General features: G+C 72.1%; 20 protein-coding genes. 1 reads left to right on the forward strand and 19 read right to left on the reverse strand.

All coding sequences use genetic code 11. The features are described 5' to 3' along the window. Positions 1–70: 70 nt before the first annotated feature. From ACO03V_RS01045 to ACO03V_RS01070, 6 genes are all read right to left on the reverse strand, one after another. A complete protein-coding gene (locus ACO03V_RS01045) occupies positions 71–1,249 on the reverse strand; it encodes a thiolase family protein (protein ID WP_423136284.1) in 1,179 nt (392 codons plus the stop codon). After that, positions 1,249–2,433 carry a bifunctional 2-methylcitrate synthase/citrate synthase gene (locus ACO03V_RS01050; protein WP_423136285.1) on the reverse strand — a complete coding sequence of 395 codons (1,185 nt, stop codon included), beginning with the start codon at positions 2,431–2,433 and terminating at the stop codon, positions 1,249–1,251. The genes ACO03V_RS01045 and ACO03V_RS01050 overlap by 1 nt, the downstream gene beginning before the upstream one ends. 121 nt (positions 2,434–2,554) lie before the next feature. Then, complete coding sequence (gene prpB, locus ACO03V_RS01055) at positions 2,555–3,454, reverse strand: methylisocitrate lyase (RefSeq protein WP_367732530.1); 900 nt, start codon at positions 3,452–3,454, stop codon at positions 2,555–2,557. Beyond that, complete coding sequence (locus tag ACO03V_RS01060; RefSeq protein ID WP_423136286.1) at positions 3,454–4,980, reverse strand: MmgE/PrpD family protein; 1,527 nt, start codon at positions 4,978–4,980, stop codon at positions 3,454–3,456. The genes prpB and ACO03V_RS01060 overlap by 1 nt, the downstream gene beginning before the upstream one ends. Further along, positions 4,977–5,606: a GntR family transcriptional regulator gene (locus ACO03V_RS01065; RefSeq protein ID WP_423136287.1), complete on the reverse strand. Its 630-nt coding sequence runs from the start codon at positions 5,604–5,606 to the stop codon at positions 4,977–4,979. The genes ACO03V_RS01060 and ACO03V_RS01065 overlap by 4 nt, the downstream gene beginning before the upstream one ends. Before the next feature lie 87 nt (positions 5,607–5,693). Then, positions 5,694–6,272, reverse strand: coding sequence for a TetR/AcrR family transcriptional regulator (locus ACO03V_RS01070; RefSeq protein ID WP_367732524.1), 579 nt, complete (start codon positions 6,270–6,272; stop codon positions 5,694–5,696). Between the two features lie 68 nt (positions 6,273–6,340). Here ACO03V_RS01070 and ACO03V_RS01075 point away from each other — a divergent pair, with 68 nt between their 5' ends. Beyond that, a complete protein-coding gene (locus ACO03V_RS01075) occupies positions 6,341–7,315 on the forward strand; it encodes a zinc-binding dehydrogenase (protein WP_367732522.1) in 975 nt (324 codons plus the stop codon). Positions 7,316–7,415: 100 nt separating this feature from the next. Here ACO03V_RS01075 and ACO03V_RS01080 read toward each other — a convergent pair whose 3' ends face one another. The 13 genes from ACO03V_RS01080 to ACO03V_RS01140 form a co-directional block, all read right to left on the reverse strand. Further along, positions 7,416–7,886, reverse strand: coding sequence for an NUDIX domain-containing protein (locus ACO03V_RS01080; protein WP_423136288.1), 471 nt, complete (start codon positions 7,884–7,886; stop codon positions 7,416–7,418). Continuing rightward, complete coding sequence (locus ACO03V_RS01085; protein ID WP_423136289.1) at positions 7,886–9,526, reverse strand: DUF4407 domain-containing protein; 1,641 nt, start codon at positions 9,524–9,526, stop codon at positions 7,886–7,888. The genes ACO03V_RS01080 and ACO03V_RS01085 overlap by 1 nt, the downstream gene beginning before the upstream one ends. Positions 9,527–9,648: 122 nt before the next feature. After that, positions 9,649–10,662: an aldo/keto reductase family protein gene (locus ACO03V_RS01090; protein WP_423136290.1), complete on the reverse strand. Its 1,014-nt coding sequence runs from the start codon at positions 10,660–10,662 to the stop codon at positions 9,649–9,651. A gap of 61 nt (positions 10,663–10,723) precedes the next feature. Beyond that, positions 10,724–12,436, reverse strand: a complete 1,713-nt coding sequence (locus ACO03V_RS01095; RefSeq protein WP_423136291.1) for a dipeptide ABC transporter ATP-binding protein — start codon at positions 12,434–12,436, stop codon at positions 10,724–10,726. Then, positions 12,340–12,906 (reverse strand): GbsR/MarR family transcriptional regulator, encoded by a 567-nt coding sequence (locus tag ACO03V_RS01100; RefSeq protein ID WP_423136292.1) that lies wholly within the window; start codon positions 12,904–12,906, stop codon positions 12,340–12,342. The genes ACO03V_RS01095 and ACO03V_RS01100 overlap by 97 nt, the downstream gene beginning before the upstream one ends. Continuing rightward, the gene (locus tag ACO03V_RS01105; protein WP_423136293.1) at positions 12,903–14,459 is read right to left on the reverse strand and encodes a serine hydrolase domain-containing protein; all 1,557 of its coding nucleotides are present in this window, start codon (positions 14,457–14,459) and stop codon (positions 12,903–12,905) included. Before ACO03V_RS01105 ends, ACO03V_RS01100 begins: the two co-directional genes overlap by 4 nt. 2 nt (positions 14,460–14,461) lie before the next feature. Then, positions 14,462–15,352 carry an ABC transporter permease gene (locus ACO03V_RS01110; protein WP_367732506.1) on the reverse strand — a complete coding sequence of 297 codons (891 nt, stop codon included), beginning with the start codon at positions 15,350–15,352 and terminating at the stop codon, positions 14,462–14,464. Continuing rightward, complete coding sequence (locus tag ACO03V_RS01115) at positions 15,345–16,277, reverse strand: ABC transporter permease (RefSeq protein ID WP_367732504.1); 933 nt, start codon at positions 16,275–16,277, stop codon at positions 15,345–15,347. The genes ACO03V_RS01110 and ACO03V_RS01115 overlap by 8 nt, the downstream gene beginning before the upstream one ends. Next, on the reverse strand, positions 16,274–17,614 hold the full coding sequence (locus ACO03V_RS01120) for a M14 family zinc carboxypeptidase (protein WP_423136294.1): 1,341 nt from the start codon (positions 17,612–17,614) through the stop codon (positions 16,274–16,276). The genes ACO03V_RS01115 and ACO03V_RS01120 overlap by 4 nt, the downstream gene beginning before the upstream one ends. 61 nt (positions 17,615–17,675) lie before the next feature. Continuing rightward, entirely contained in the window at positions 17,676–19,253 is a 1,578-nt protein-coding gene (locus ACO03V_RS01125) for a peptide ABC transporter substrate-binding protein (protein ID WP_367732500.1), read from the reverse strand. A 262-nt stretch (positions 19,254–19,515) separates the two neighbouring features. Next, positions 19,516–20,319 (reverse strand): ABC transporter permease, encoded by an 804-nt coding sequence (locus ACO03V_RS01130; RefSeq protein ID WP_423136295.1) that lies wholly within the window; start codon positions 20,317–20,319, stop codon positions 19,516–19,518. Next, on the reverse strand, positions 20,316–21,194 hold the full coding sequence (locus ACO03V_RS01135; RefSeq protein WP_423136296.1) for an ABC transporter ATP-binding protein: 879 nt from the start codon (positions 21,192–21,194) through the stop codon (positions 20,316–20,318). The genes ACO03V_RS01130 and ACO03V_RS01135 overlap by 4 nt, the downstream gene beginning before the upstream one ends. Positions 21,195–21,259: 65 nt before the next feature. Then, positions 21,260–22,033 (reverse strand): NAD(P)-binding domain-containing protein, encoded by a 774-nt coding sequence (locus ACO03V_RS01140; protein ID WP_367732494.1) that lies wholly within the window; start codon positions 22,031–22,033, stop codon positions 21,260–21,262. Between the last annotated feature and the right edge of the window lie 26 nt (positions 22,034–22,059).

The following is a 22,059-nucleotide window of genomic DNA, read 5'->3' on the forward strand; positions in this document are numbered from 1 at the left end:
ATTCCCGGACGATCCCGTCGCGCCCGAGCCGCCCCGGTGCAAAAAAGACCCTCACGCCGGCGGCGGGCCGTCAGTATCGCCGCAGCAGCGCGGCGAGGGCCTGGCCGCCGCCGATGCACATCGTGACGACGGCGTACTCGAGGTCGCGGCGCTGCAGGTCGAGGGCCGCGCGCACGGTGAGGATCGCGCCCGTCGCCCCGACCGGGTGGCCGAGGGCGATGGCACCGCCGTAGGGGTTCACCTTCGACGGGTCCAGTCCCGCGTCGCGGATCACCGCCACCGCCTGCGCCGCGAACGCCTCGTTCAGCTCGATCACGTCGACGTCGGCGGGCGTCAGTCCCGTCCGCTCCCACAGCCGTTGCAGCGCGATGACCGGGGCGTACCCCATGATCTCGGGGTCGACCCCCGCGGTGGTGACCGCCTCGATCGTCGCCAGGCCCGTCAGACCCCGCTCGCGCGCGTCGTCCTCCCGGAGGAGCACCATGGCGGCGGCGCCGTCGTTGATGCCCGAGGAGTTGCCCGCGGTGACCGACCCGTCCTTCTCGAACGCCGGCCGCAGACCGGCCAGCGTCTCGAGGGTCGTCCCGGGCCGTGGGTGCTCGTCGACGGACACCTCGACCGGGCGCTTCCCGCCGGTCATGACGGGGACGATCTCCTCCGCGAACGCCGCGCGGGCGGCATCCGTCGATGCCCGTCGCTGGCTCTCGACGGCGAAGGCGTCCTGCTCCTCGCGGGAGACGGAGTACCGGGATGCCACGACCTCGGCGGTCGTGCCCATGTGACGGCCGCTGAACGGGTCGGTCAGGATCGCGAGCGTGCCGTCGAGGAGGGTCCGGTCGCCGAGCCGCGCGTTGCCGCGGGAGCCGTAGTCGAGGAACGGGGTGCGCGACATGCTCTCGTCGCCGCCGGCCACGGCGACGTCGATACCGCCCCACCGCAGCTCCTGGGCAGCCGACCAGATGGCCTGCAGCCCGGAGCCGCAGAGGCGGTTGACCGTGAACGCGGGCACGCGCGTGGGGAGCCCCGCGGCGAGCGCGACGCGGCGGGCGTTGTAGGCGTCGGGGCCGTTCTGGGCGATGCAGCCCATGACGACCTCGTCCACGTCCTCCTTCGCGACACCGGCGCGGGCCAGGGCGGCCTCGACGGCGACGGCCCCGAGCTCGAAGGCGTCGACGCCCGACAGGGCGCCGCCGAACGAGCCGATCGGCGTGCGCGCGCCCGAGACCAGGACGATCTTCTGCGCGGACATCAGCCCGCCGCCTCTTCGGGGCGGTCCTGGATCTCGGTGTCGGCGGCATCCGGCACGTATCCCTCGACATGCCGCTCGTCGGGACCGACGTACGCCGAGAGCGGTCGGATGAGCGCGTTCGAGGCCTGCTGCTCGCGGATGTGGGCGGTCCAGCCGGTCACGCGGGCGGCGACGAACAGCGGGGTGAAGGTCAGGGTGTCGAAACCCATGAGGGCATACGCCGGACCCGACGGGTAGTCGAGGTTCGGGTAGATGCCCTTGCGTCCGACGAACGCGGACTCGAGCGCGTCGTAGAGGGCGGCGACATCGGGTCGGTCGTAGTGCGCGACGAGCGTGTCGAGGGCCGCCTTCATGGTCGGCACGCGCGAGTCGCCCCGCTTGTAGACGCGGTGGCCGAAGCCCATGATCTTGCGCTTCTCGGCGAGCGCGGCGTCGAGCCAGGGCCCGACGTTCTCCGCCGAGCCGATCTCGGTGAACACGTGCAGCACGGCCTCGTTCGCCCCGCCGTGCAGCGGACCCTTCAACGCGCCGATCGCGCCGACGACGGCGGAGTACAGGTCGCTCAGGGTCGAGGCGATCACGCGCGCGGTGAAGGTCGAGGCGTTGAAGGAGTGCTCGGCGTACAGGGTCATCGATTGGGTGAAGGCCTCGACGACGACCGGCGCAGCCTCCTCGCCGAACGTCATCCACAGGAAGTTCGCCGCGTAGTCGAGGTCGTCGCGCGGCGCGACGAGCTCCTGTCCGCGACGGCGGCGCTGCCCGTACGCGACCACGGCGGGCAGCTGCGCCCACAGGCGGATGGAGCGTTCGAGGTTCTCGGCCGGGGTGCCCACGGCATCCATCACGTTCTCGATGCCCGCGGTCTCGCGCGCGCCGATGACGCTCACCGCGGTGCGGACCTCGTCCATCGGGTGGGCCGTGACGGGCAGGAGGTCGATGGCCGCCCGGACGTCGTCGGTCAGCGCGCGGTGCTGCCGCTCGACGGCGCGGAGCGCGGCGAGCTCATCGTCGTTGGGCAGCTCGCCGTTCCACAGCAGGTACGCCACGGCCTCGAACGGCTGCGTCGCGGCCAGCTGCTGCACCGGGTAGCCGCGGTACAGCAGGCTGTTCGTCTCGGGGTTCACCTTGCTGACGGCGGTCTCGTCGACCGTGACGCCGGCGAGGCCCTTCTTGATGTCGGTCATCGTCTCTCCCTTGAGTCGTCTGCGGTCGTTCTCCGGCTCAGCCCGCCGGTCCTGGCATCCGTGTCCCACTATGTGCGGAGAACCTGCCCTCCCGCTGCACATAAGAGGACACGGATGCCGGCTAGCGCTCGACCGTGAAGTCGAACACGTCGGCGTCGAAGCGGGTGTAGCCCTCGTAGTCGATGAGGTCGTACAGGTCGGCGCGATGCTGCATGTCCCCCAGCTGGTCGCGCAGATGACCCTCGGATGCCAAGGCGTCCAGGCCCCGTCCCGCCGCGCCCATCGCGAGGCGGAGCAGCGACACCGGCCAGATGACCAGGTTCACGCCCGCGTCGCGCAGCTGGGCGGTGGAGAACAGCTCCGACTTCCCGAACTCGGTCATGTTCGCCAGGATCGGCACGTCCAGAGCCGAGCGCATTGCCTCGAACTCCCCCAGGTCGCGCATCGCCTCGGGGAAGATCGCGTCCGCGCCCGCATCGACGAGGGCCTTCGCGCGGTCGATCGCGGCATCCAGTCCCTCCACCGCCCGCACGTCGGTGCGGGCCATGACGAGGAAGTTCGGATCGCGCCGACCGTCGACGGCCGCCCGGATGCGCTTGACCGCGGTGTCGGCGTCCACGACGCTCTTGCCGTCGAGGTGACCGCAGCGCTTCGGGTTGACCTGGTCCTCGATGTGGGCACCGGCGAGCCCCGCGTCCTCGAGCGTCTGGATCGTGCGGGCGACGTTCATCGGTTCGCCGAACCCGGTGTCGGCGTCGATGATCGCGGGCAGCTCGGTCATGCGGGCGATCTGCCCGCCGCGTCCGGCGACCTCGGTGAGGGTCGTGAGCCCGATGTCGGGCAGCCCCAGGTCGGCCGAGATGACGGCGCCCGAGATGTAGACGCCGTCGAAGCCCTTGCGCTCGATCAGGCGGGCCGAGAGGGGATTGAAGGCCCCCGGCATCCGGACGAGGTCCCCGGATGCCAGCCTCTCGCGCAGCGCGCGACGCTTCTCTGCCGCGGTGGCCTGGGCGTACAGCATCAGAACAGGCCCTTCGGGGCCGGGGCGAGGGCCAGCACCCCGGGCTTGGCCACGATGGAGAGGTGCTGCACCTCGTCGGCGGTCAGCTCGGGCAGGCGCTGCACGAGCGCGAGGAAGCGCTCGATCTCCTCCGGCAGCAGCACCGGCTCGGCGAGCGTGCGGAACTTGCGGATGTAGTCCTCGCGCGCGAACGGCCGGGCCCCGAGGGGGTGGGCGTCGGCGACGGCGATCTCGTCCTCGACTGTGGAGCCGTCGGCGAGGGTGATGACGACGCGTCCGCCGAACGCCTTCTCGTTCGGGTCCTCGGAGTGGTAGCGGCGGGTCCACTCCGCGTCCTCGTCCGTGGTGATCTTGTGCCACAGCGCGACGGTGTCCTCCCGGCCGGCGCGCTCGGGGGTGTAGGAGTCGACGTGGTGCCACGCGCCGTCCTGCAGCGCGACCGCGAAGATGTACGGGATCGAGTGGTCCAGCGTCTCGCGCGAGGCGGTCGGGTCGTACTTCTGCGGGTCGTTCGCGCCGGAGCCGATGACGAAGTGCGTGTGGTGGCTGGTGTGCAGGACGATGGATGCCACGTTGGCGGGGTCGCGCAGTTCGGGACGCTCCGTGCCGAGGCGGCGGGCCAGGTCGATCCAGGCCTGCGCCTGATACTCGGCCGAGTGCTCCTTCGTGTAGGAGTCGAGAATGCCGCGCTTCGACTCGCCCTCGGCGGGGAGGGGCACGTCGTAGGAGGCGTCCGGACCGTCGAGCATCCAGGCGATGACGCCGTCCTCGCCCTCGTAGATCGGGGAGGGACTGGTCTCGCCCCGCATCGCGCGGTCGACGGCCTCGACCGCCATCTTCCCGGCGAAGGCGGGGGCGTGGGCCTTCCAGGTCGAGATCTCGCCCTTCCGCGACTGGCGGGTCGCGGTCGTGGTGTGGAGGGCCTGACCGATGGCCTGGTAGATGGTCTCCTGGTCGAGGTCGAGCAGAGTGCCGATGCCGGCGGCGGCCGCGGGGCCGAGGTGGGCGACGTGGTCGATCTTGTGCGCGTGGAGCGAGATGGCCCGGACGAGGTCGATCTGGATCTCGTACGCCGTGGCGAGGGCGCGCACCACCGCGGCACCGTCGCGGCGCGTGTGCTGGGCGACTGCCAGCACGGGCGGGATGTTGTCGCCGGGGTGCGAGTAGTCCGCCGCGAGGAAGGTGTCGTGGTAATCGAGCTCCCGCACGGCGACGCCGTTGGCCCAGGCGGCCCACTCGGGGCTCGAGCGGCGCTCGAGGGCGCAGCCGAAGACGGTCGCGCCCACGCCGCCGATGGACACGGCGTGATCGAGCGCCTGCTGGCGCGCCGCGCTGACCGGCTGCCGCGACAGCGACGCGGCTGCGACGGCCGCGTTGTCGATGAGGCGGTTGACGATCATGTCGACGACGTCGTCGTCCACGGCGACGGGGTCCACGGCGACCCGGGCGAGCGCCCACGCCAGCTGTCCCTCGCGGGCGAGGTTCTCGTCGCTGCGGTGCACGCGCACGTGGTGGGTGATCGTCATAAGGAGTCCTCCGTCAGGGCTTCGAGGATGGTGGTGAGGGCGTTGTGCAGGTGCACGTGGGTGGCGTGGACGGCGAGCTCGGGGTCGCCGTCGCCGATCGCGTGCGCGATCAGTCGATGCTCTCGCGCCGAGGCCGAGAGGCGCAGGGGGTTGAAGCGCGCCATGCGTCGCACCCGCACGAGGTGCATGCGGACGCTGCGCAGTGACGCGGAGAGGTAGCTGTTGTCGACCGCCGCGTCGATGGCGGCGTCGAAGCGGGCGATGAGCGCGTAGTACCCGTCGGTGTCGTCGGTGTCGATGCCGTCGAACTCGGCGGCGAGGGCGCGGAACGCCCGGCGGTCGGCGCGGTGGGCGGCGAGACGGGATGCCTCGGACTCCAGGGCCCGGCGCAGCTCGAACAGGGCGCGGATGTCGTCCGCATCGATGCCGGCGACGACCGTCACCCGCGGCGAGGCCTGCGTCACGAGCCCGTCGGAGGCGAGTCGGCGCAGGGCCTCGCGGAGGGGCGTGCGGCTCACGCCGAGGCGTGCCGCCTGCTCGACCTCGGCGAGGACGGCGCCCGGGGCGAGGACGCCGGTCTGGATCTCGTCGAGCAGTCGGGAGTACGCCCCGTCACCCGCCCTCATGATCCGGCCTCTGTATACATTGCTATCGATTATGGCCGATCCGGCCGGTCATCGGGGGCTCTGCGTATACAAGGGCACGGCGGGGTGCTACGCCCACGCCTCCAGCGTCGACGCGACGGAGCCCAGCGTGGCGACCGCGGCGTCGCGGTCGGCCCGGGCCAGCGTCAGCCCGGCCACGACGAGCGAGGAGCAGACCGCTGCCAGCGCGTCCGTGGCATCCGGGTCCAGGTCGGGTCGGCGGTCGGCCACCGCGGCCCGGATCGCCGCGCGCATCTCGGCCGCGTAGCCCGACACCAGGCGGCGCAGGTCCGCGTCGTCGGACGCGAGGGGCGCGCACCCGGCGTTGAGGAGGAGGCATCCCGCCCGCGCGCGCGGGGTGTCGGCCGCGATGGCCGCGCGCATCTCGTCGACGTAGGCCTCGAGGGCCCCGGGGTCGCCACCGCCGAGCGGGCGCAGGCGCGTGCGGACGACGTCGTCGAGGTAGGCCGCGAGCACCGCGTCGAAGAGACCCCTCTTGCTGCCGAAGGCGTTGTACAGGCTCGAGCGGGTCAGGCCCGTGGCCTCCTCCAGCTCGACGACGCCCGTCTCGGCGTAGCCGCGCTGCCAGAAGACGTCGCGCGCCGCGTCGACCACCTGTCCTCGGTCGAAGGTCGCCGTCCTGCCCATGGGTGCCGCTCCTCGTCGTCGGGGTCTATATTAGACCGGTCGTTACAAAATAACCACGGGAGGAACCCATGCGCGCGATCATCCACCACGAGTTCGGAGAGCCCGCCGACGTCCTGGCCGTCGAGGAGGTCGCCACGCCCGAGCCCGGGCCGGGCGAGGTGCGCGTGCGCGTCACCCTGTCCCCCATCCACAACCACGACCTGTGGACCGTCCGTGGCACCTACGGCTACAAGCCCGAGCTCCCCGCGCGGGCCGGCACCGAGGCGGTCGGCGTCGTGGACGCGCTCGGCGACGGCGTCGAGGGACTGACCGTGGGACAGCGCGTCGCCACCGGCGGGACCTTCGGCGTATGGGCCGAGTACGTGCTCGCGCCGGCCGCGGCGCTCATCCCCGTCGCGGACGCCCTGTCCGACGAGGTCGCCGCGCAGCTCGTCGCCATGCCCTTCAGCGCCATCAGCCTCCTCCACTCCCTCGACCTCGCCCCCGGCGACTGGATCGTCCAGAACACCGCGAACGGCGCGGTCGGCCGCATGGTCGCGCAGATCGCCCGTGCCCGTGGCATCCACGTCATCGGTCTCGTCCGTCGCGCGAGCGCCGTCGCCGAGCTCGCGGAGCAGGGGATCGAGAACATCGTCTCCACCGACGACGACGGCTGGCGCGACCGGGCGCTCGCCCTCGCGGACGGCGCGCGCATCGTGGCGGGCGTCGACTCGGTCGGCGGCTCGGCCAGCAACGACGTGCTGTCGCTGCTCTCCGAGAACGGCACGCTCGTGATCTTCGGCTCGATGGGCGCCGGGAAGCTCGAGCTCTCCGCGGGCGACATCATCTTCCGCCAGGCGACCGTGAAGGGGTTCTGGGGCAGCGTCGTGAGCAAGACGATGGATGCCACCACCCGCGCGGCCCTGTTCGGCGAGCTCGCCCGCTACCTCGGGGACGGCACCGTGACCCTGCCCGTCGCGGCGACCTTCGGCCTCGACGACATCGCCGAGGCGGTCACCACGAGCCTGTCGCCGCGCATCGGCAAGGTCCTCCTGCGGCCGTGACGCCCGCCTGACCCGGCGCCGTCGGCCTTCGGCCTGACCGGCATGTCCCCCTTCGTGCAGGTTCGGCCCCCCGTTCCTGCACAAAGGGGGACACGCCGGGTCAGGCGCGGTCGAGGGCGGCGGCGAGCGCGTCCAGAGCGGGCCGCTGACCCTTCACGAGGCGGTCGCGGGCGACGTCCAGCGGCATCCATTCCGCCCTGTCGACCTCGGGGAAGGAGGCCGTCCGCCCCGAGCGGGGCGGCCATTCCATCTCGAACTCGCCGTAGACGAAGTCGGTGGCGGTGAACCCGGAGCCGTCGGCGACGAAGACGACCACCTTCTTGCCGGACGAGGTGGGGTAGGTGCCGAGCTCGGCCCACTCCCCCGCCGGCGGCTCGACGCCGAGCTCCTCCGCGAACTCGCGGCGGGCGGCGTCGCGTGCGCCCTCGGTCTCCGGGTCGAACTCGCCCTTGGGGACCGACCAGGCGCCGGCGTCCTTCGACGCCCAGAACGGTCCGCCCATGTGGGCGATGAGCACCTCGGGGGCGGGCGTCAGCCGGTACAGCAGGAGCCCCGCGCTCCAGGCGACCATCAGGCCGTCGCCGCCGGGACCCGCGTCGCCTCGTCGGTGATGATGTCGGCCCGCTTGCGGAACGTCCGTGCGGTGACGCGGTCGAGGGCGACCTGGCCGCGCATCGTCTCCGCCCGCTCGTACAGCGACGGTCCGCCGAAGCCGGTCAGCACCTTGACGAGCACGGGCAGCAGCTCGATCATGAAGAACAGTGCGGCGATCAACCAGTGCGCCCACTTCAGGACGGGCTCGCGCTCTCCGAGCCTCTCCAGCGCGGTGATCTGCGACAGCAGGCCCATGGCCTGCGCATTGCCGCCGGCGACCGAGGACGTGCGCTCGTTGTAGGCGGCGAGCGCCGCCTCGTACTGGGCGCGGGCCGCCGGCAGCTGGTCCTCCGCCTGCGCCTTGTTCTGCTCGGCCGAGGAGGCGGCGGCGTCCGTGCCCGCGGCGTTGGCGGCAGTGAGCGCCTGCTGGGCCTGCTGCAACTGCGACGACAGCGCGTCGTAGGACGACTGCGCCTGCTGCAGCTGGGCCTGGGCGGCATCCGAGCTCGCGCCGTCGCCGGCCACGCCGGTGCAGCCGGGCACCGTGCCGGCCCCCTGCCCCGTGAGCTCGCACTGGTACACCGCGCGCGCCTGGTCGATGACGGTCTGCTGGGCGGCGAGCTGCTGGGTGAGCTGGTCGACGGTCTGCTGGGCCGCGGCGGACTCGGCGGACGTCGACGACGTGCCGGCGACGATGCCCGTCGCCGCCTGGTTCTCGAGCGCACTGACCTGGGCGCTGGCCGCGTCGAGCGCCTGCTTCTCGGGACCGTTCAGGATCGCGTCCTGGTCGGTGAGCGCCTGCGTCACGTTCGTGGAGTTGACCTCGCGGGTGATGTCGTTCTGGAAGATCTGCAGCACCAGCGGCTCCGCGACGACGATGCCGATGAGCGCCGCCATGATGACGCGGGGGACGGCGAGGCCGAGGAGCCGTCCGATGTTCTTCGTCGACCGCATGGTCGAGGTGAGGAAGCGGTCGAGGTTGAAGATGATGAGGCCCCACACGATGGCGAGGGGGACGGCGAGCCAGATCGCCACGCGCACGCCGGTGAGCAACGCGAACATCATCGACAGGGCCGAGACGAGTGCCGTGCCGAACAGCACGAAGAACATCTGGACGAATCGCGGCGTCTCCTCCGGGACCTCGTCCAGGACGTCGTTGTCGGCACCGCCGAGCACGGCCATGCGGCGGACCATCGACAGACTCGGTCGCCGCGGGTCGGCGCGGCGCAGACGCGGGGGCCGGGGGTCCTCCGGCGCGGGGACGGCGAGCGCGACCGCGTCGAGCTCCCGGGGGCGCTCCTCGACCACCGGTTCGGACGCGCGCTGCTCCTCGACCACCGGGTCGGACGCCGGCTGCTCCTCGACCACCGGGTCGGACGCGGGCTGCGAGGACGCGGGGTCGGTCTCCGCCGGCGTGCGGTCGAGGGGCAGGGTCTCGTCGTCGGCCGGCGGGGCTCCCCACGGCTCGGCGGTGTGATCCTGCGGCTCGGCGGGATGCTCCGCCGCGTTCTGCGCGGCGAGGAATTCGTCGAGGTACTGCGCGCGTTCCTCGTCCGTTGTGAACTCGATGCGGCCGTCGGAGCCGAAGCGGCCGGGCCGGTGAGCGGAAAAGGACATTCGCTCAGGGTACGACGCGATCCCTGCCGTCTCCTGAGCGGCGCCTGAGGCGGGGCCCAGCGCGGGGCCCGGGCACGGAGAAGCGGGCCGGGCGCGCACGCCCGACCCGCTCGTCCGTGCGGTCAGCCCAGGCGCTTCTTGGGAGAGACCTCGTAGGTGTTCTCGGCGTCCGAGAAGACCGCGTCGCCCAGCGCCGCGTCGATGGCGGCCAGGGTGTCGCCGTCGAGCGTCACGCCCGAGGCCTTGACCGTGTCCGCCAGCTGCTCCGGCCGCGAGGCGCCCACGAGAGCGGCCGCGATGTTCGGGTTCTGCAGCACCCAGGCGATCGCGAGCTGCGGCATCGACAGGCCCGCCTCCTCGGCGATCGGCTTCAGCTTCTGCACGGCCTCGAGGACGTCGTCGCGGAGGAAGCGCTTGATGAAGTTGGCGCCGCTCTTCTCGTCGGTCGCGCGCGAGCCCTCCGGAACCGGCTGCCCGGGCAGGTACTTGCCGCTGAGCACGCCCTGCGCCATCGGCGACCAGACGATCTGCGAGATCCCGAGCTCTTCGCTCGTGGGGACGACCTTGCCCTCGATGACGCGCCACAGCATCGAGTACTGCGGCTGGTTCGAGATGAGCTGGATGCCGAGGTCTTTGGCGAGCTCGTGTCCTTCACGCAGCTGCTCGGCGGTCCACTCCGAGACGCCGATGTAGAGGACCTTGCCCTGGCGGACGAGGTCGGCGAAGGCCTGGAACGTCTCCTCGAGCGGGGTCTCGTAATCGAAGCGGTGGGCCTGGTAGAGGTCGACGTAGTCGGTGCCGAGGCGCTTCAGCGACCCGTTGATGGAGTCCATGATGTGCTTGCGGCTCAGGCCGGTGTCGTTCGGACCCATGGGGCCGGTCGGGAAGTACACCTTCGTGAAGATCTCGAGCGACTCGCGGCGCTGACCCTCGAGCGCTTTGCCGAGCACCGTCTCAGCGGCGGTGTTGGCGTACGTGTCCGCCGTGTCGAAGGTGGTGATGCCCGCGTCGAGCGCCGCGTGCACCGTCTTGACGGCGGCGTCGTCGCCGACCTGCGAGCCGTGCGTCACCCAGTTGCCGAGGGTGATCTCCGAGATCTTGAATCCACTGTTTCCGAGGTAGCGATAACCGACCATGAGTCCACGCTATCGGCGACCGCCGACACCGGGGCCGCACGCGTGCGCACCGGGCGGGTGCTCAGGCCGCCGACCGGCGCCGGGCCTGCTCCCGCGGATCGGGCACGGGCACGGCCGCGATGAGCGCCCGCGTGTACTCCTCGCGCGGCGCCGCGAGCACCTCGCGGCGGGGGCCCTCTTCGACGATCCGGCCGCGCCGCAGCACGACGACGCGATCGCTCAGCTGGTCGACCACCGCCAGGTCGTGGCTGATGAAGAGGCAGGCGAACCGCAGCTCCTCCTGGAGACGCCGCAGGAGCTCGAGCACCGTCGCCTGCACCGACACGTCGAGCGCCGAGGTGGGCTCGTCGGCCACGAGCAGACGGGGCTCGAGAGCAATGGCCCGCGCGATCGCGACGCGCTGCCGCTGACCGCCCGAGAGCTCGTGGGGGAAACGGCGGGCCCAGGATGCCGGGAGCTCGACGTCCGACAGGAGGGCGCCGACGCGCGCCTCGCGGTCCCGCGAGGACAGGTCGGTGTGGGCGCGGAGCGGCTCGGCGATCGACGCCCCGATGCTCATCCGGGGGTCCAGGGCCGCCGTGGAGTTCTGGAACACGACTCCGACCGACCTCTTCACCGCGAGCGCCTCGGCGCGGCGGGCCCCGCGGAGGTCGACGCCGTCGATGAGCACGCGTCCCGCCGTGATGGGCGCCAGGCCCAGCGCGCACATGCCGATGGTGCTCTTGCCCGACCCGGACTCCCCCACCAGCGCCGTCGTCTGGCCGCGGTGGATCCGCAGGTCGACGTCGTCGACCGCGGTGAGCGCGCGGGCCCCGCGGCCGTACACGACCGTCAGTCCCTGCACGTCGAGGACCGGCTCGCCCTCGGCCGCGGCGACGGCGCGTTCGGAGGCGCCGAGGCGCGGGACCGCCGAGAGGAGCTGTCGCGTGTACGGCGCCGCGGGCGCGTCGAAGATGCGCTGCACGTCGGCGCGCTCCTGCACCTCTCCGCGGCGCAGCACCACGACACTGTCGGCCATGTCGGCCACCACGCCCATGTCGTGCGTGATGAGGAGCATCGCCGTCCCGGTCCGCTCGCGCAGCCGTCGCATGACGTCCAGCACCTCGCGCTGGACGGTCACGTCCAGCGCGGTCGTCGGCTCGTCGGCGATGATCAGCTCCGGGTCGCAGGCGAGGGCCATCGCGATCATGACGCGCTGGGCCTGACCCCCCGACATCTGGTGCGGATACGAGCGCACGCGCGCGGCGGCATCCGGGATCTCCACCATCGTGAGGAGCTCGATGACGCGGGCGCGCCGAGCGGCGCGGTCCATCTCCGGGCGGTGCACGCGCAGCACCTCGTCGATCTGGTGCCCGATGGGGAAGACCGGGTCGAGGGCGTTCATCGGGTCCTGGAACACGACGGCGATGCGGGAGCCGCGGATCGCGTTGAGCCGGACCTCGTCGAGGGCGAGCAGGTCCACACCGTCGAACAGGGCCGTCCCGCGGACGCGGGCGCGCTCGGGGAGGAGTCCGACGAGGGCCAGGGCGCTCACGCTCTTGCCCGACCCGGACTCGCCGACGAGCGCGACGATCTCGCCGTGCCCGACCGTGAGGTCCAGTCCCGACACGGCGACGATCTTCTCGGTCCCGACCTCGAAGACGACCTCGAGTCCGGTGACCTCCAGCACGGGCGCGCTCACGAGCCGACCTCCCGGCGTGCCGGCTCGACGGGGGTCTCGCCCGCGGCGCCCCCGGGGGCGGCGCCCGCCGTGCTGTCGCGGTACTCCTGCCATTCGGCGAGCATCTTGCGGTGGTGGCCGACGAGCCACGTCATGTACCGCAGGGCGTTCGTGAGTCGCGTGCGCGGCCGGGAGGCGTCCTCGGGGAGGACGTCGAGGCCGAACTCGAGGGTGGAGTTGATGCGCCGGACGTAGTCCCGCTCCCCCGCGAGGAACCCGCCCCACACGTCGTCCTCGGTGCGGAAGTAGTGGCTGCGGTCGCCCGGGATGGCGTGGCGCTTGAGGAAGCCGAGGTTCACGAGCGCGCGGGTCGACATCGACACCGCACCGGCGCTGGCCTGCAGCAGATCGGCGATCCGAGCCGACGACAGGTACGGCTCGTCGACGATCAGGAGGAGGGCGAGGACGCGGCCCTCCATGCGCGGGTTCCCGGCCGCACCCCAGGCGTACGCGAAGTCCTCCACGAAGGCGCTCACGGCCTCGTCCAGCGGACCGGTGGGCTCGGCGTGTCCGTCGTCGATCACAAGGCCATCCCCTTCAGCAGCTCCGACGGCTGCTCCGTCGCCAGAGCGTAGCGATAGCGGTCGTACGGCCACATGGACATGCCGCTCAACCGGATCGAGACGACCTCCCCCGCGTCGTCGCGCTCGACGCCCATCGGCTCGCCGCTGGCGCCGAAGCTGGCCCGCGCGGGCATGCGCAGCGTCCCGTCGGCGTCGACCTCGAGCACCTCGGCCGATCGGGCCGGGTCGGGGTCGGCCGGGTGCAGCACCGCGAGGGCGCCGCCGAGGTCGACGAGATCGGCGACGCTCCACATGCTCGCGAACCGCCCGGTGATGTCCGCCGCGCCCGGCTCGCGGTCGAGCTGGGCGAGAGCGAGGCGCAGGATGCCGACGGCCCCGGTCGCGAGCACGTCGGCCGGACCGTCGATGGCGTTGGTGAGGACGCTGACGACGATGTCGTCGTCCAGGTCGAGCCACGTGCGCGTGATGTGCCCGGGATAGCCGCCGCTGTGTCCGATCAGGCTCGCCCCGTCGAGGTCGCGCACGTCGAAGCCGAGCCCGTAGTGCCGCAGCACGCCCGCGTACTCGATGTCCGACTCCCGGCGCTGCAGCAGGCGCCGCGACCCCTCGGACAGCAGCGTCTCCTCGCCGGGGGCGTGCGCGGCGAAGTACGCGGAGAGGTCGCGGGCCGTGCCGAACCATCCCGTGGCCGCCGCCATCGCCCGCGTGTCGACGTGCGGGATGACGCGCCGGGGCGCCCCCGCCTGCAGCGCCGCGGTGTGGCCGGAGGCGTACTCGTCGGCCCGGTCGGCATCCCATTCGGGTCCCAGGTCGTCCAGACCGAGCGGACGGACGATCTCGTCGGTCACGTACTGCCCGTACGTCCGTCCCGTCGCCGCCTCGATCACGAGACCGAGCAGCGAATATCCGACGTTGGAGTACTTGAAGTGCTCGTTCGGGGCGAAGACGCGCCCCTCCTCGGCCGCCATGCGCAGGATCTCGGCACCGTCCGGGAAGGGCAGGCCGCGCTGCCAGAAGTCGGCGACGACGCCGTCTCGGATGACCCCGCCCTGGTGCCCGAGGAGCTCGCGCACGGTGACCGGGCCCACCTCGGCGTCCGCCAGCTCGGGCAGCCACCGTGACACCGGGTCGTCCAGGCGCAGCGTCCCGCGCTCGACGAGCTGCAGGACCGCGGTGGCCGTGAACGTCTTGGAGTGCGAGGCGATGCGGAAGAGGTGCCCCGTGGTGAGGGGCTCGGACGTCGTGGCATCCGCGACCCCCCACGCCTCGTCGAGGAGGAGCTCCCCGCGGTGGCGGATGGCGACCTGGATGCCGGGGACCCCGCGCAGCTCGTGCTGGAACCCGATCCACTGGGCGACGTAGGCGGCTCCGGCGCGGAGCAGCGCGTCGCGGCGGGCGGCGGTCCCGTCCGCCGCGTCCGACTGGCTGGGGGCCGCATCGCGGTGCGCCGTGGTGGGCGCGGCGGTGGGCGCATCCGCGAGCGCGGTGGCGGGCGCGTCGGCGGCCGTCGCATCGGCGAGGGTCGCGGCGGGGGCGGAGGAAGGAGTCGACACGGTCAGCGTCCTTTCGGGTCGAGGGCGTCGCGCACGGTGTCGCCCAGGGTGATGAGCGCGAGCACGGTGATGCTGAGGAAGAGGGCGGGAAAGAGGAGCATATGCGGCGCCGTGCCGACGTACGACTGCGCGTTCGCCAGCTGCAGGCCCCAGGAGATCGTGGGCGCCCGCAGCCCCACACCGAGGAAGGTGAGGGTCGACTCGGCGACGATGACGCCGCCGACGAAGGTGGCGGCGATCGCCAGCACCGGCCCGATCGCGTTGGGGAGCACGTGCCGGAGGACGATCTGCACGTGCGACAGTCCGATGACGGATGCCGCCCGCACATAGTCGGCGCCCCGGACGCTCCGCACCGCGCCGCGCACCAGACGGGCCATCGTGGGCCACGAGAAGAAGGCCAGCACGAGCGAGACCAGCACGGGGTCGGGCCGGCCGAGGCTGTTCAGGACGATGATCGCGCCCAGGATGAACGGGAACCCGAGGAACACGTCGGTGAGGCGGGAGATGATCGTGTCCAGGATGCCGCCGGCGTACCCGGCGATTGTCCCGAGCACGATCGCCACGATGAGGCAGAGCGCCGTCGTCAGCAGTCCGATGGACAGCGACGTGCGGGTACCGAAGATGACGTTGGCGTAGATGTCGCAGCCCTGCAGGTCGGTCCCGAACAGGTGTCCCGGCCCGGGCGGCAGGGCGCTGTCGACGAGGTCGCAGGCGCGCGGGTCCCCGCTGCCCGAGAGCATCGCGATCGGCCCGGGCGCGACGGCGACGAGCGCGAGCACCGCGAGCACGGCGAGGGGCGCCCAGAACGTCACCCGGCGGCGCAGGACGGACCAGAGGCCGCGGTCGACGAGCGTGGGCTGGTCCGCTGCGGTGGCGGCGATCATCTCAGACATGGCGGATCCTCGGGTCGAGGGCGGAGTTGACGAGGTCGACCAGCAGGCTGAGCGCCAGGAAGATGAGGATGAGCGTCGTGCCCACCCCCACCACGGTGGGTCCCTCGTGCGTGCGGATCGCGGAGAACAGCAGCTGCCCGATGCCCGGCAGGTTGAACACGCCCTCGACCACGACGGCGCCGCCGAGCAGGTAGCCCAGGTCGATGGCGACGAAGGTGAGGACGGGGGCGACGGAGTTGCGCATGACGTGCGTGCCGACGATCGTGCGACGCGGGACGCCCTTGGCACGCAGGGTCCGGACGAAATCGGACTGGAGCGTGTCGATGACGCTGCCGCGCATGAGGCGCGCGATCGCGGCGAGGCCGAAGATCGCGATGACGGCCGCGGGCAGGAGGTAGGCCGTCGGCCATCCCGCCGTCGTGCCGGCGATGGGGAGCCACTTCAGCTGCAGGCCGAAGATCAGCTGCCCGCCGACGGCGACGACGAAGATCGGGATCGAGGTCGCGAGGATCGTGGTCAGCAGCACGCCGCGGTCGATCCAGCTGCCCTTGCGCAGGCCCGCGACGAGACCGAGGAGCACACCGAGCACGACCTCGATGACCCAGGCCGTGACGGCGAGCGTGATCGTCACCGGCCAGCGCGCGGCCATGCGGTCGGCCACCGCGACGCCGTCGAAGGTGGTCCCCAGATCTCCCGTGAACAGTCCGCCGAGGTAGCGCAGGTACTGCAGGACGAGCGGATCGTCGAGGTGGTACTGCCGCCGCAGCTCGGCCACGACCGTCGGCGGGAGCGGCCGGTCCCCGCCGAGCGCCGCGATCGGGTCGCCCGGGAGGGCGTAGACCATCGCGTAGATGATGAAGGTGACGCCGAGGAAGACGATGCCGACCTCCAGCAGGCGCCCGCCGGCGGCGCGCGCGAACCTCACGCGGTCACCGCCGCCCGGGCCGCCGCCAGCAGGGCGTCCAGCTGCACGCCGACCAGGTCGGCGAGCGGGAGGGTGTCGAGCGGCACCTGTTCGGCCTCGGCCACCCAGTCGTCGTAGACGCGCCGGAAGGCGTCGCGCTCGCGGCGCACCGTGTCGTGCGCGACTCCCGCCGCGCACTCCGCCTCCAGCGCGCGCAGGAGCATCCCCCCGAACCGGAGGCGGAAGGACCGCACGGTGTCCTCGTTCGAGAACACCTCGGCACGCGTCGCGACGCGCTCGTCGGTCAGACGCCGCGCCCGCTCGTCCTCGGCATCCGCGAGGACCGCCATCAACGGCGCGAACGCGCGTGCACCGCGCAGGAAGGGGCTGGGGATCGTCAGGTGCGGATCCACCCGGGACAGCACGCCCGTCAGCGTCTCGCCGAGGGTGCGGAGCCGGTGCGCGCGATCCGCGACGACACGGCGGTACGGCAGGCCGCTCGGACGGTCGTCCGCCACGTCGGCGTGCGTCCAATAGGGCAGCTCGGCGACCATGACGAGGGTGCCGAAGCGCTGCAGGTAGTCGGCGGAGCCGCCCCCGGACGCCTCCGCGAGCGGGTCGAGCCCGAGCGACTCGACGTAGTCGTAGCGCTCCGCGACCGTCGGGCAGCGGAACACGGCGTCGCCGAGACGCACCAGGTCGGGCGACTCCGGCTCCCCGTTGTCGAGGGGCAGACCGTGGCGTGCCGGGATCGACGACAGCTCGCGGACGAGCGCGTCGTCCTCGCGGTTCACGTAGAAGTACACGCCGCCGACCTCGGCGTTGTGCAGGCCGACGAACAGAGCCGGCTCGACCGTGTCGAAGAGGTCGGCGAGGGCCCGGGTCTCGGGCAGCACGCGGTCGAAGTGCAGCCGCTTGTACGACAGCGGGAAGCTCCACTCGACCTGCTCGTCCGGGGCGGGGCGGTAGAACGCCCGCCCGTACGCGCCGCGGTCGCCGGGCGCGGCGAACCAGCCCTCGTTCAGGCGGGTCCCGTCCGGATCGATGCACGGGACGATGTGGAAGGTCATGCCCAGCTCGCCGCGGAGGGCGTCGTCGGCGACGAGCCGCCGGGCGAGGGCGAGGGCGGTGTGGAAGCCGATGGGCTCGTTGGGGTGCACGCCCCCGGCGACGACGGCGTGCGCCGGCCCGTCGCCGATCTCGTAGACGGGGATGGGCTCGCCGAGCCGGGAGCGGCCGAGGAGGCGACGGCGCACGAGATGCGGTGCGCCCTCGGCGAGGGCGAGGAACGCGGACTCGAGGGCGTCGACCGTGGGGAAGCCCGTCAGGACGGGCGAGGGGGAGAGAAGGGGGTGCATGGGTGTCCCGGGGGTCGGCGGCCGGCGCGCGGGCGGGGGCTTCGCGCGCCGGCCGGGGAGGTCAGCGCAGCTGGATCGCGCGGTAGGTCGGGTTGCCCACCGGCGAGCTCACGAGCTCGGCGACGCGCTCCGAGGTCACGTAGGAGTACGTCTCGAAGAACAGCGGCACGGCCGGGAACTCCTCCTGGATGATGTCCTGGACCGCGGCGTACGCCTCTCCGTCCCCGCTGAGGTCGGCGTCGGCGGTCTGCATGGCCGCGCTCACCTCGGGGTCGTAGAACGGGATGCAGTTCGCGCAGCCGCCGCCCTCGATGAAGAACACGCGCAGCGTGGCCTGCTGGCTGGGGTACAGCGCTCCCCAGCGGGAGAAGAACGGCCCGGTGAGCGAGGCGTCCGTGCGCTTCTGCAGGAACTCCGCCCAGTCCGCGGTCGGCGTCGCGGTCGCGTCGATGCCGAGGTTCTGCCGCAGCTGGTTCGCGATGGCCTCGTAGAGCGGGTCCAGTCCGCCGCCGCCGGGGTAGGTGATCTCGAGGGGCCCGTCGAACCCTCCCGCCTCGTCGAGCAGCGCCTTCGCGGCATCCGGGTCGTACTCGCAGTACTCGCCGCAGATGCCCTCGGGCGTCCCGGGCTCGATCGCCGGGGTCCACGCCGTCGCCGGGGTGTACGTGCCGCCGTAGATGCGGTCGATGATGGTCTGCCGGTCGATCGCCATCGACAGCGCCTGGCGCACGCGGACGTCCTGGTACTGCTCGTTCCACAGCGGCAGGCCGAGGAACGAGATGCCGGGCGCCTCGAAGGAGTACAGGCGGTCGCCGAAGTCGGTGCCCGCCTGGATGAGGCGGCTGGCGGGCACGCCCGCGACGTCGAGGTTGCCGGCGAGCACGTCGGTGTAGGCGGTCTCGGAGTCGGTGTAGGGGACGAAAGTGATCTCGTCGACGGTGGGGGCCTCCCCCGCGAAGTCGTCGTAGGCCGACACCGTGATCGGCTCGTTCTCGACGTAGTCGCCCGTCATCTCGAAGGGGCCGTTGCCGACGGGGTGCGTGTTGTAGGCGTCGAAGTCCGACAGTGCCGACTCCGGCATCGGGAAGAACGCCGTCTGCGCCTGCGTCACCTGGAGCGGGAACTGTCCGTCGGGGCTGACGAGCTCCACCGTGAAGGTCAGGTCGTCCACGACGGCGAGACCCGACATGGCATCCGTCGTGGGATCTCCCTCGGCCGGGTTCAGGTCGGCGTACCCGACGATGGATGCCAGCTGCCCCGAGTTCTCGAAGGCGTTGGGCCCGTAGGCCACGGCGTTCCAGGAGTCGACGTAGCTCTGCGCGGTGACGGGGGTGCCGTCCTGGAAGGTCCACCCGTCGCGGAGGGTGACGGTCCACGTCTGCGCGTCGTCGGACTCGATCGACTCCGCCTGGACGTACTCCAGGGTGCCGTCGGACTGCAGGAAGGCCAGCGGCGACCAGACCGCCATGTTGAAGTCGTAGGCGATCGACTGCCGCCCGGGGATGAGCTGCTGCGGGTCGGTGACCGCCACGCGGATGGATGCGTCGGCGGACGCGGTGTCCCCGCCGTCACCGCCGGAGCAGCCGGCGAGCGCGAGAGCGCCGGCGGCGAGCACGGCGAGCGCGATTCTTCTCTTCATCAGGAGCCTCTCGGGAAAGGGCGACGTTCCGCGCCCAAGGTGGGATGCAAGTGGAACTGCGCCCAGAGAACACCCGTGTCGCGAGACGGTCAATGCGAAACGTTCAGAAGTTTCAGCGAGTGATGAAAACTTAACGCCCGGGAAACACCGGCTCGGAGGCCGTGGCATCCCTCTCCCACACCGATAAACGCCGCCTGCCCCGAGAAACGCCCGCACGCGGCGTTTCTCGGGGCAGCGAGCGTTTATCGGCAGACCCCGAGGGTCAGGCGTCCTTGCGGATCCAGCGGAAGGTGAGGCGCACCACCGCGAGCCCGACGACGAGCCATAGGGCCGTGACGAGGAGGATGAGGGGGTGGTCCCACGACCCGGACGGCTCGGCCGCGGAGAAGGAGTCCGGCAGGAACACCGACCGGAAACCCTGCGCCAGCCACTTCAGCGGGAACACGCTCGCGATGTTCTGCAGCCACTCTGGGAGCGTCGAGAAGTTGATGTAGACGCCCGAGATGAACTGCAGCAGCAGCACGATCGGGATGACGACGCCGGTGGCGCTGCGACCGGTCCGCGGCAGGGCCGAGAGTCCGATGCCGAGGATCGCGCACGTGGTCACTCCGAGCAGGAACACCCACGCGAAGGTCAGCCACCGTTCCGGGTCGTCCGGCAGCGGCACGCCGAAGGCGAGCGCCGCGACCGCGATGAGCAGCGCCGACTGCAGCAGGCCGGTGATCAGCACCTGCCCGAGCTTGCCGATGAAGTACGACACGGGGCTCAGCGGCGTGCCCCCGAGGCGCTTGAGCGTGCCGTCGCTGCGCTCCATCGCGATGTCGATCGACATGTTCTGCAGCCCCGACAGCAGCACCCCGGCGGCGAGCATGGCGGGGAGGTAGAACCGGGCGGCATCCACTTCGTCCCCGGGCGGGCCGAAGGTCTGCGCGTCGAAGGCCACCGCGAAGATGAGCAGGATCATCACGGGGAACAGGAACGTGAAGAACACCGAGTCGCTCTGCCGGAAGTACGAGCGGATCTCGAAGGCGACCCGCGCCGCACCCAGCCGCAGCACCCGGTTCACGCGAGGCCGCCCGACGCCGCGGCGGTGCGGCGCTCGTCGGCGCCGAGGAACGACAGGTACACGTCCTCCAGGCTCGGGCGCACCACCTCCAGCCGGTCCGGCTCGCCGAGCCGGGCGTGCAGCGCGACGACGAGCGCCCCGGGGTCGTCCGTCCGCCGCTCCTGGACGACACCGTCCTCGCGCCAGCGCACGAGCGGCACCCGGGCGTCGGGCCCGCCGAGCTCGTCGATGGGACCGGTGGATGCCACGGCTCCCGCGACGATGATGGCCGCGCGTTCCGACAGCTCGGCGGCCTCGTCGAGGTAGTGCGTCGTGAGGAGGATGGAGGTCCCCTCGGCTTGGAGCGTGCGGATGAGGTCCCAGAACTGCCGGCGCACCTCCGGGTCGAACCCGGTCGTGGGCTCGTCGAGGAACAGCAGCTCCGGACGCCCGACGATGCCGAGCGCCACGTCGACGCGGCGACGCTGACCGCCGGAGAGCTTGCGTACCGACACCTTGGCCTTCTCGGTGAGCCCGACGGCCGCGATCACCTCGTCGACGTCCCGCGGGCGCGGGTAGAAGGAGGCGAAGTGCGCGAGCAGCTCGCGCACGGTCGCCGTCGGCGCCTCGCCCGTGTTCTGCAGCACGATGCCGAGCCGGGCCTTCCAGTCCAGACCGCCCCGGTGCGGATCGACGCCGAGCACCCGCACCTCCCCGCTCGTGCGGTCGCGGTACCCCTCGAGGATCTCGATCACGGTGCTCTTGCCGGCGCCGTTCGGTCCCAGGAGCGCGAACGTCTCGCCGCGTCGGATCTCGAACGCGACCCCGCGCAGCGCCTCGACGCCGCCGCGGTAGGTCTTGCGCAGGTCCCGGACCTCGACGACGTTCTCGCTCATGGGCCCAGTCTGTCGTGCCGCAGCCACCCGCTTCACGTCAATTCGCCCGACACCCGCCCGGCGGGTCAGGACCGCTCGGCCCCCAGGCGGGTGAGCACCGCGCGCGCGGCGTCGGACATCTCGGCGGCCACGCCGAGGCTGCCGAGGTAGTCGACGACCGACTCCATCTCGTGGGCGCGACGGACGGCGTGCTTGCGGCTGCCCGTCTCGTACCGGTCCATCTTCGCCTCCGCGTCGCCCGACAGCTGCGCCGCGATCTGCGCCCGCACCCACGGCTCGCAGCCCGCGGCCCGTCCGGCCTCGAGCGCCTCGATCACGATCGCAGCGAGGCTCTTCATCAGGACGCTGCGCAGGAGCTTGCGCGACGTGGCGTCCCCGGCGGGCCCGTCGATCAGCTCCACGTCCGAGCCGAACCGTCGCAGCACCTCGGCCACGTCGGCCGCCGCTCCGCCGCTGACGATCGTCTCCGTCGCCGCGCCCTTGGTCGGCACGGGACCCAGGATCGCGACGTCGGCGAAACGGGCGCCCGCCGCCTCCACGACGGCCGCGACGTCGACCATGACCTCGGGCGAGGCGGTGGTGAAGTCGGCGTAGACCGCGCCGGGGCGCAGGTGCGGTGCGGCGTCGGCCGCGATGCGGGGGCTCAGAGCCGCGCCGGTGAGCACGATGACGAGGTCGCCGGCCGCAGCCAGGGCGTCGAGCGTCGCCGCCCGCTCCACCCCGTCCGGCGTCGGGGTCGGGGCGGGGTCGTAGCCGTGCACCTCGTACCCGGCCTCGACCGCCCCGCGGGCGTAGAGCGAGCCCGCCTCGCCGAGTCCGATGATTCCGATCACGCGCATGTTGTTCCTTTCGAGACGCGCGAGTC

The organism is Microbacterium sp. HMH0099 (assembly GCF_049384025.1).
Taxonomy (GTDB): Bacteria; Actinomycetota; Actinomycetes; order Actinomycetales; family Microbacteriaceae; genus Microbacterium.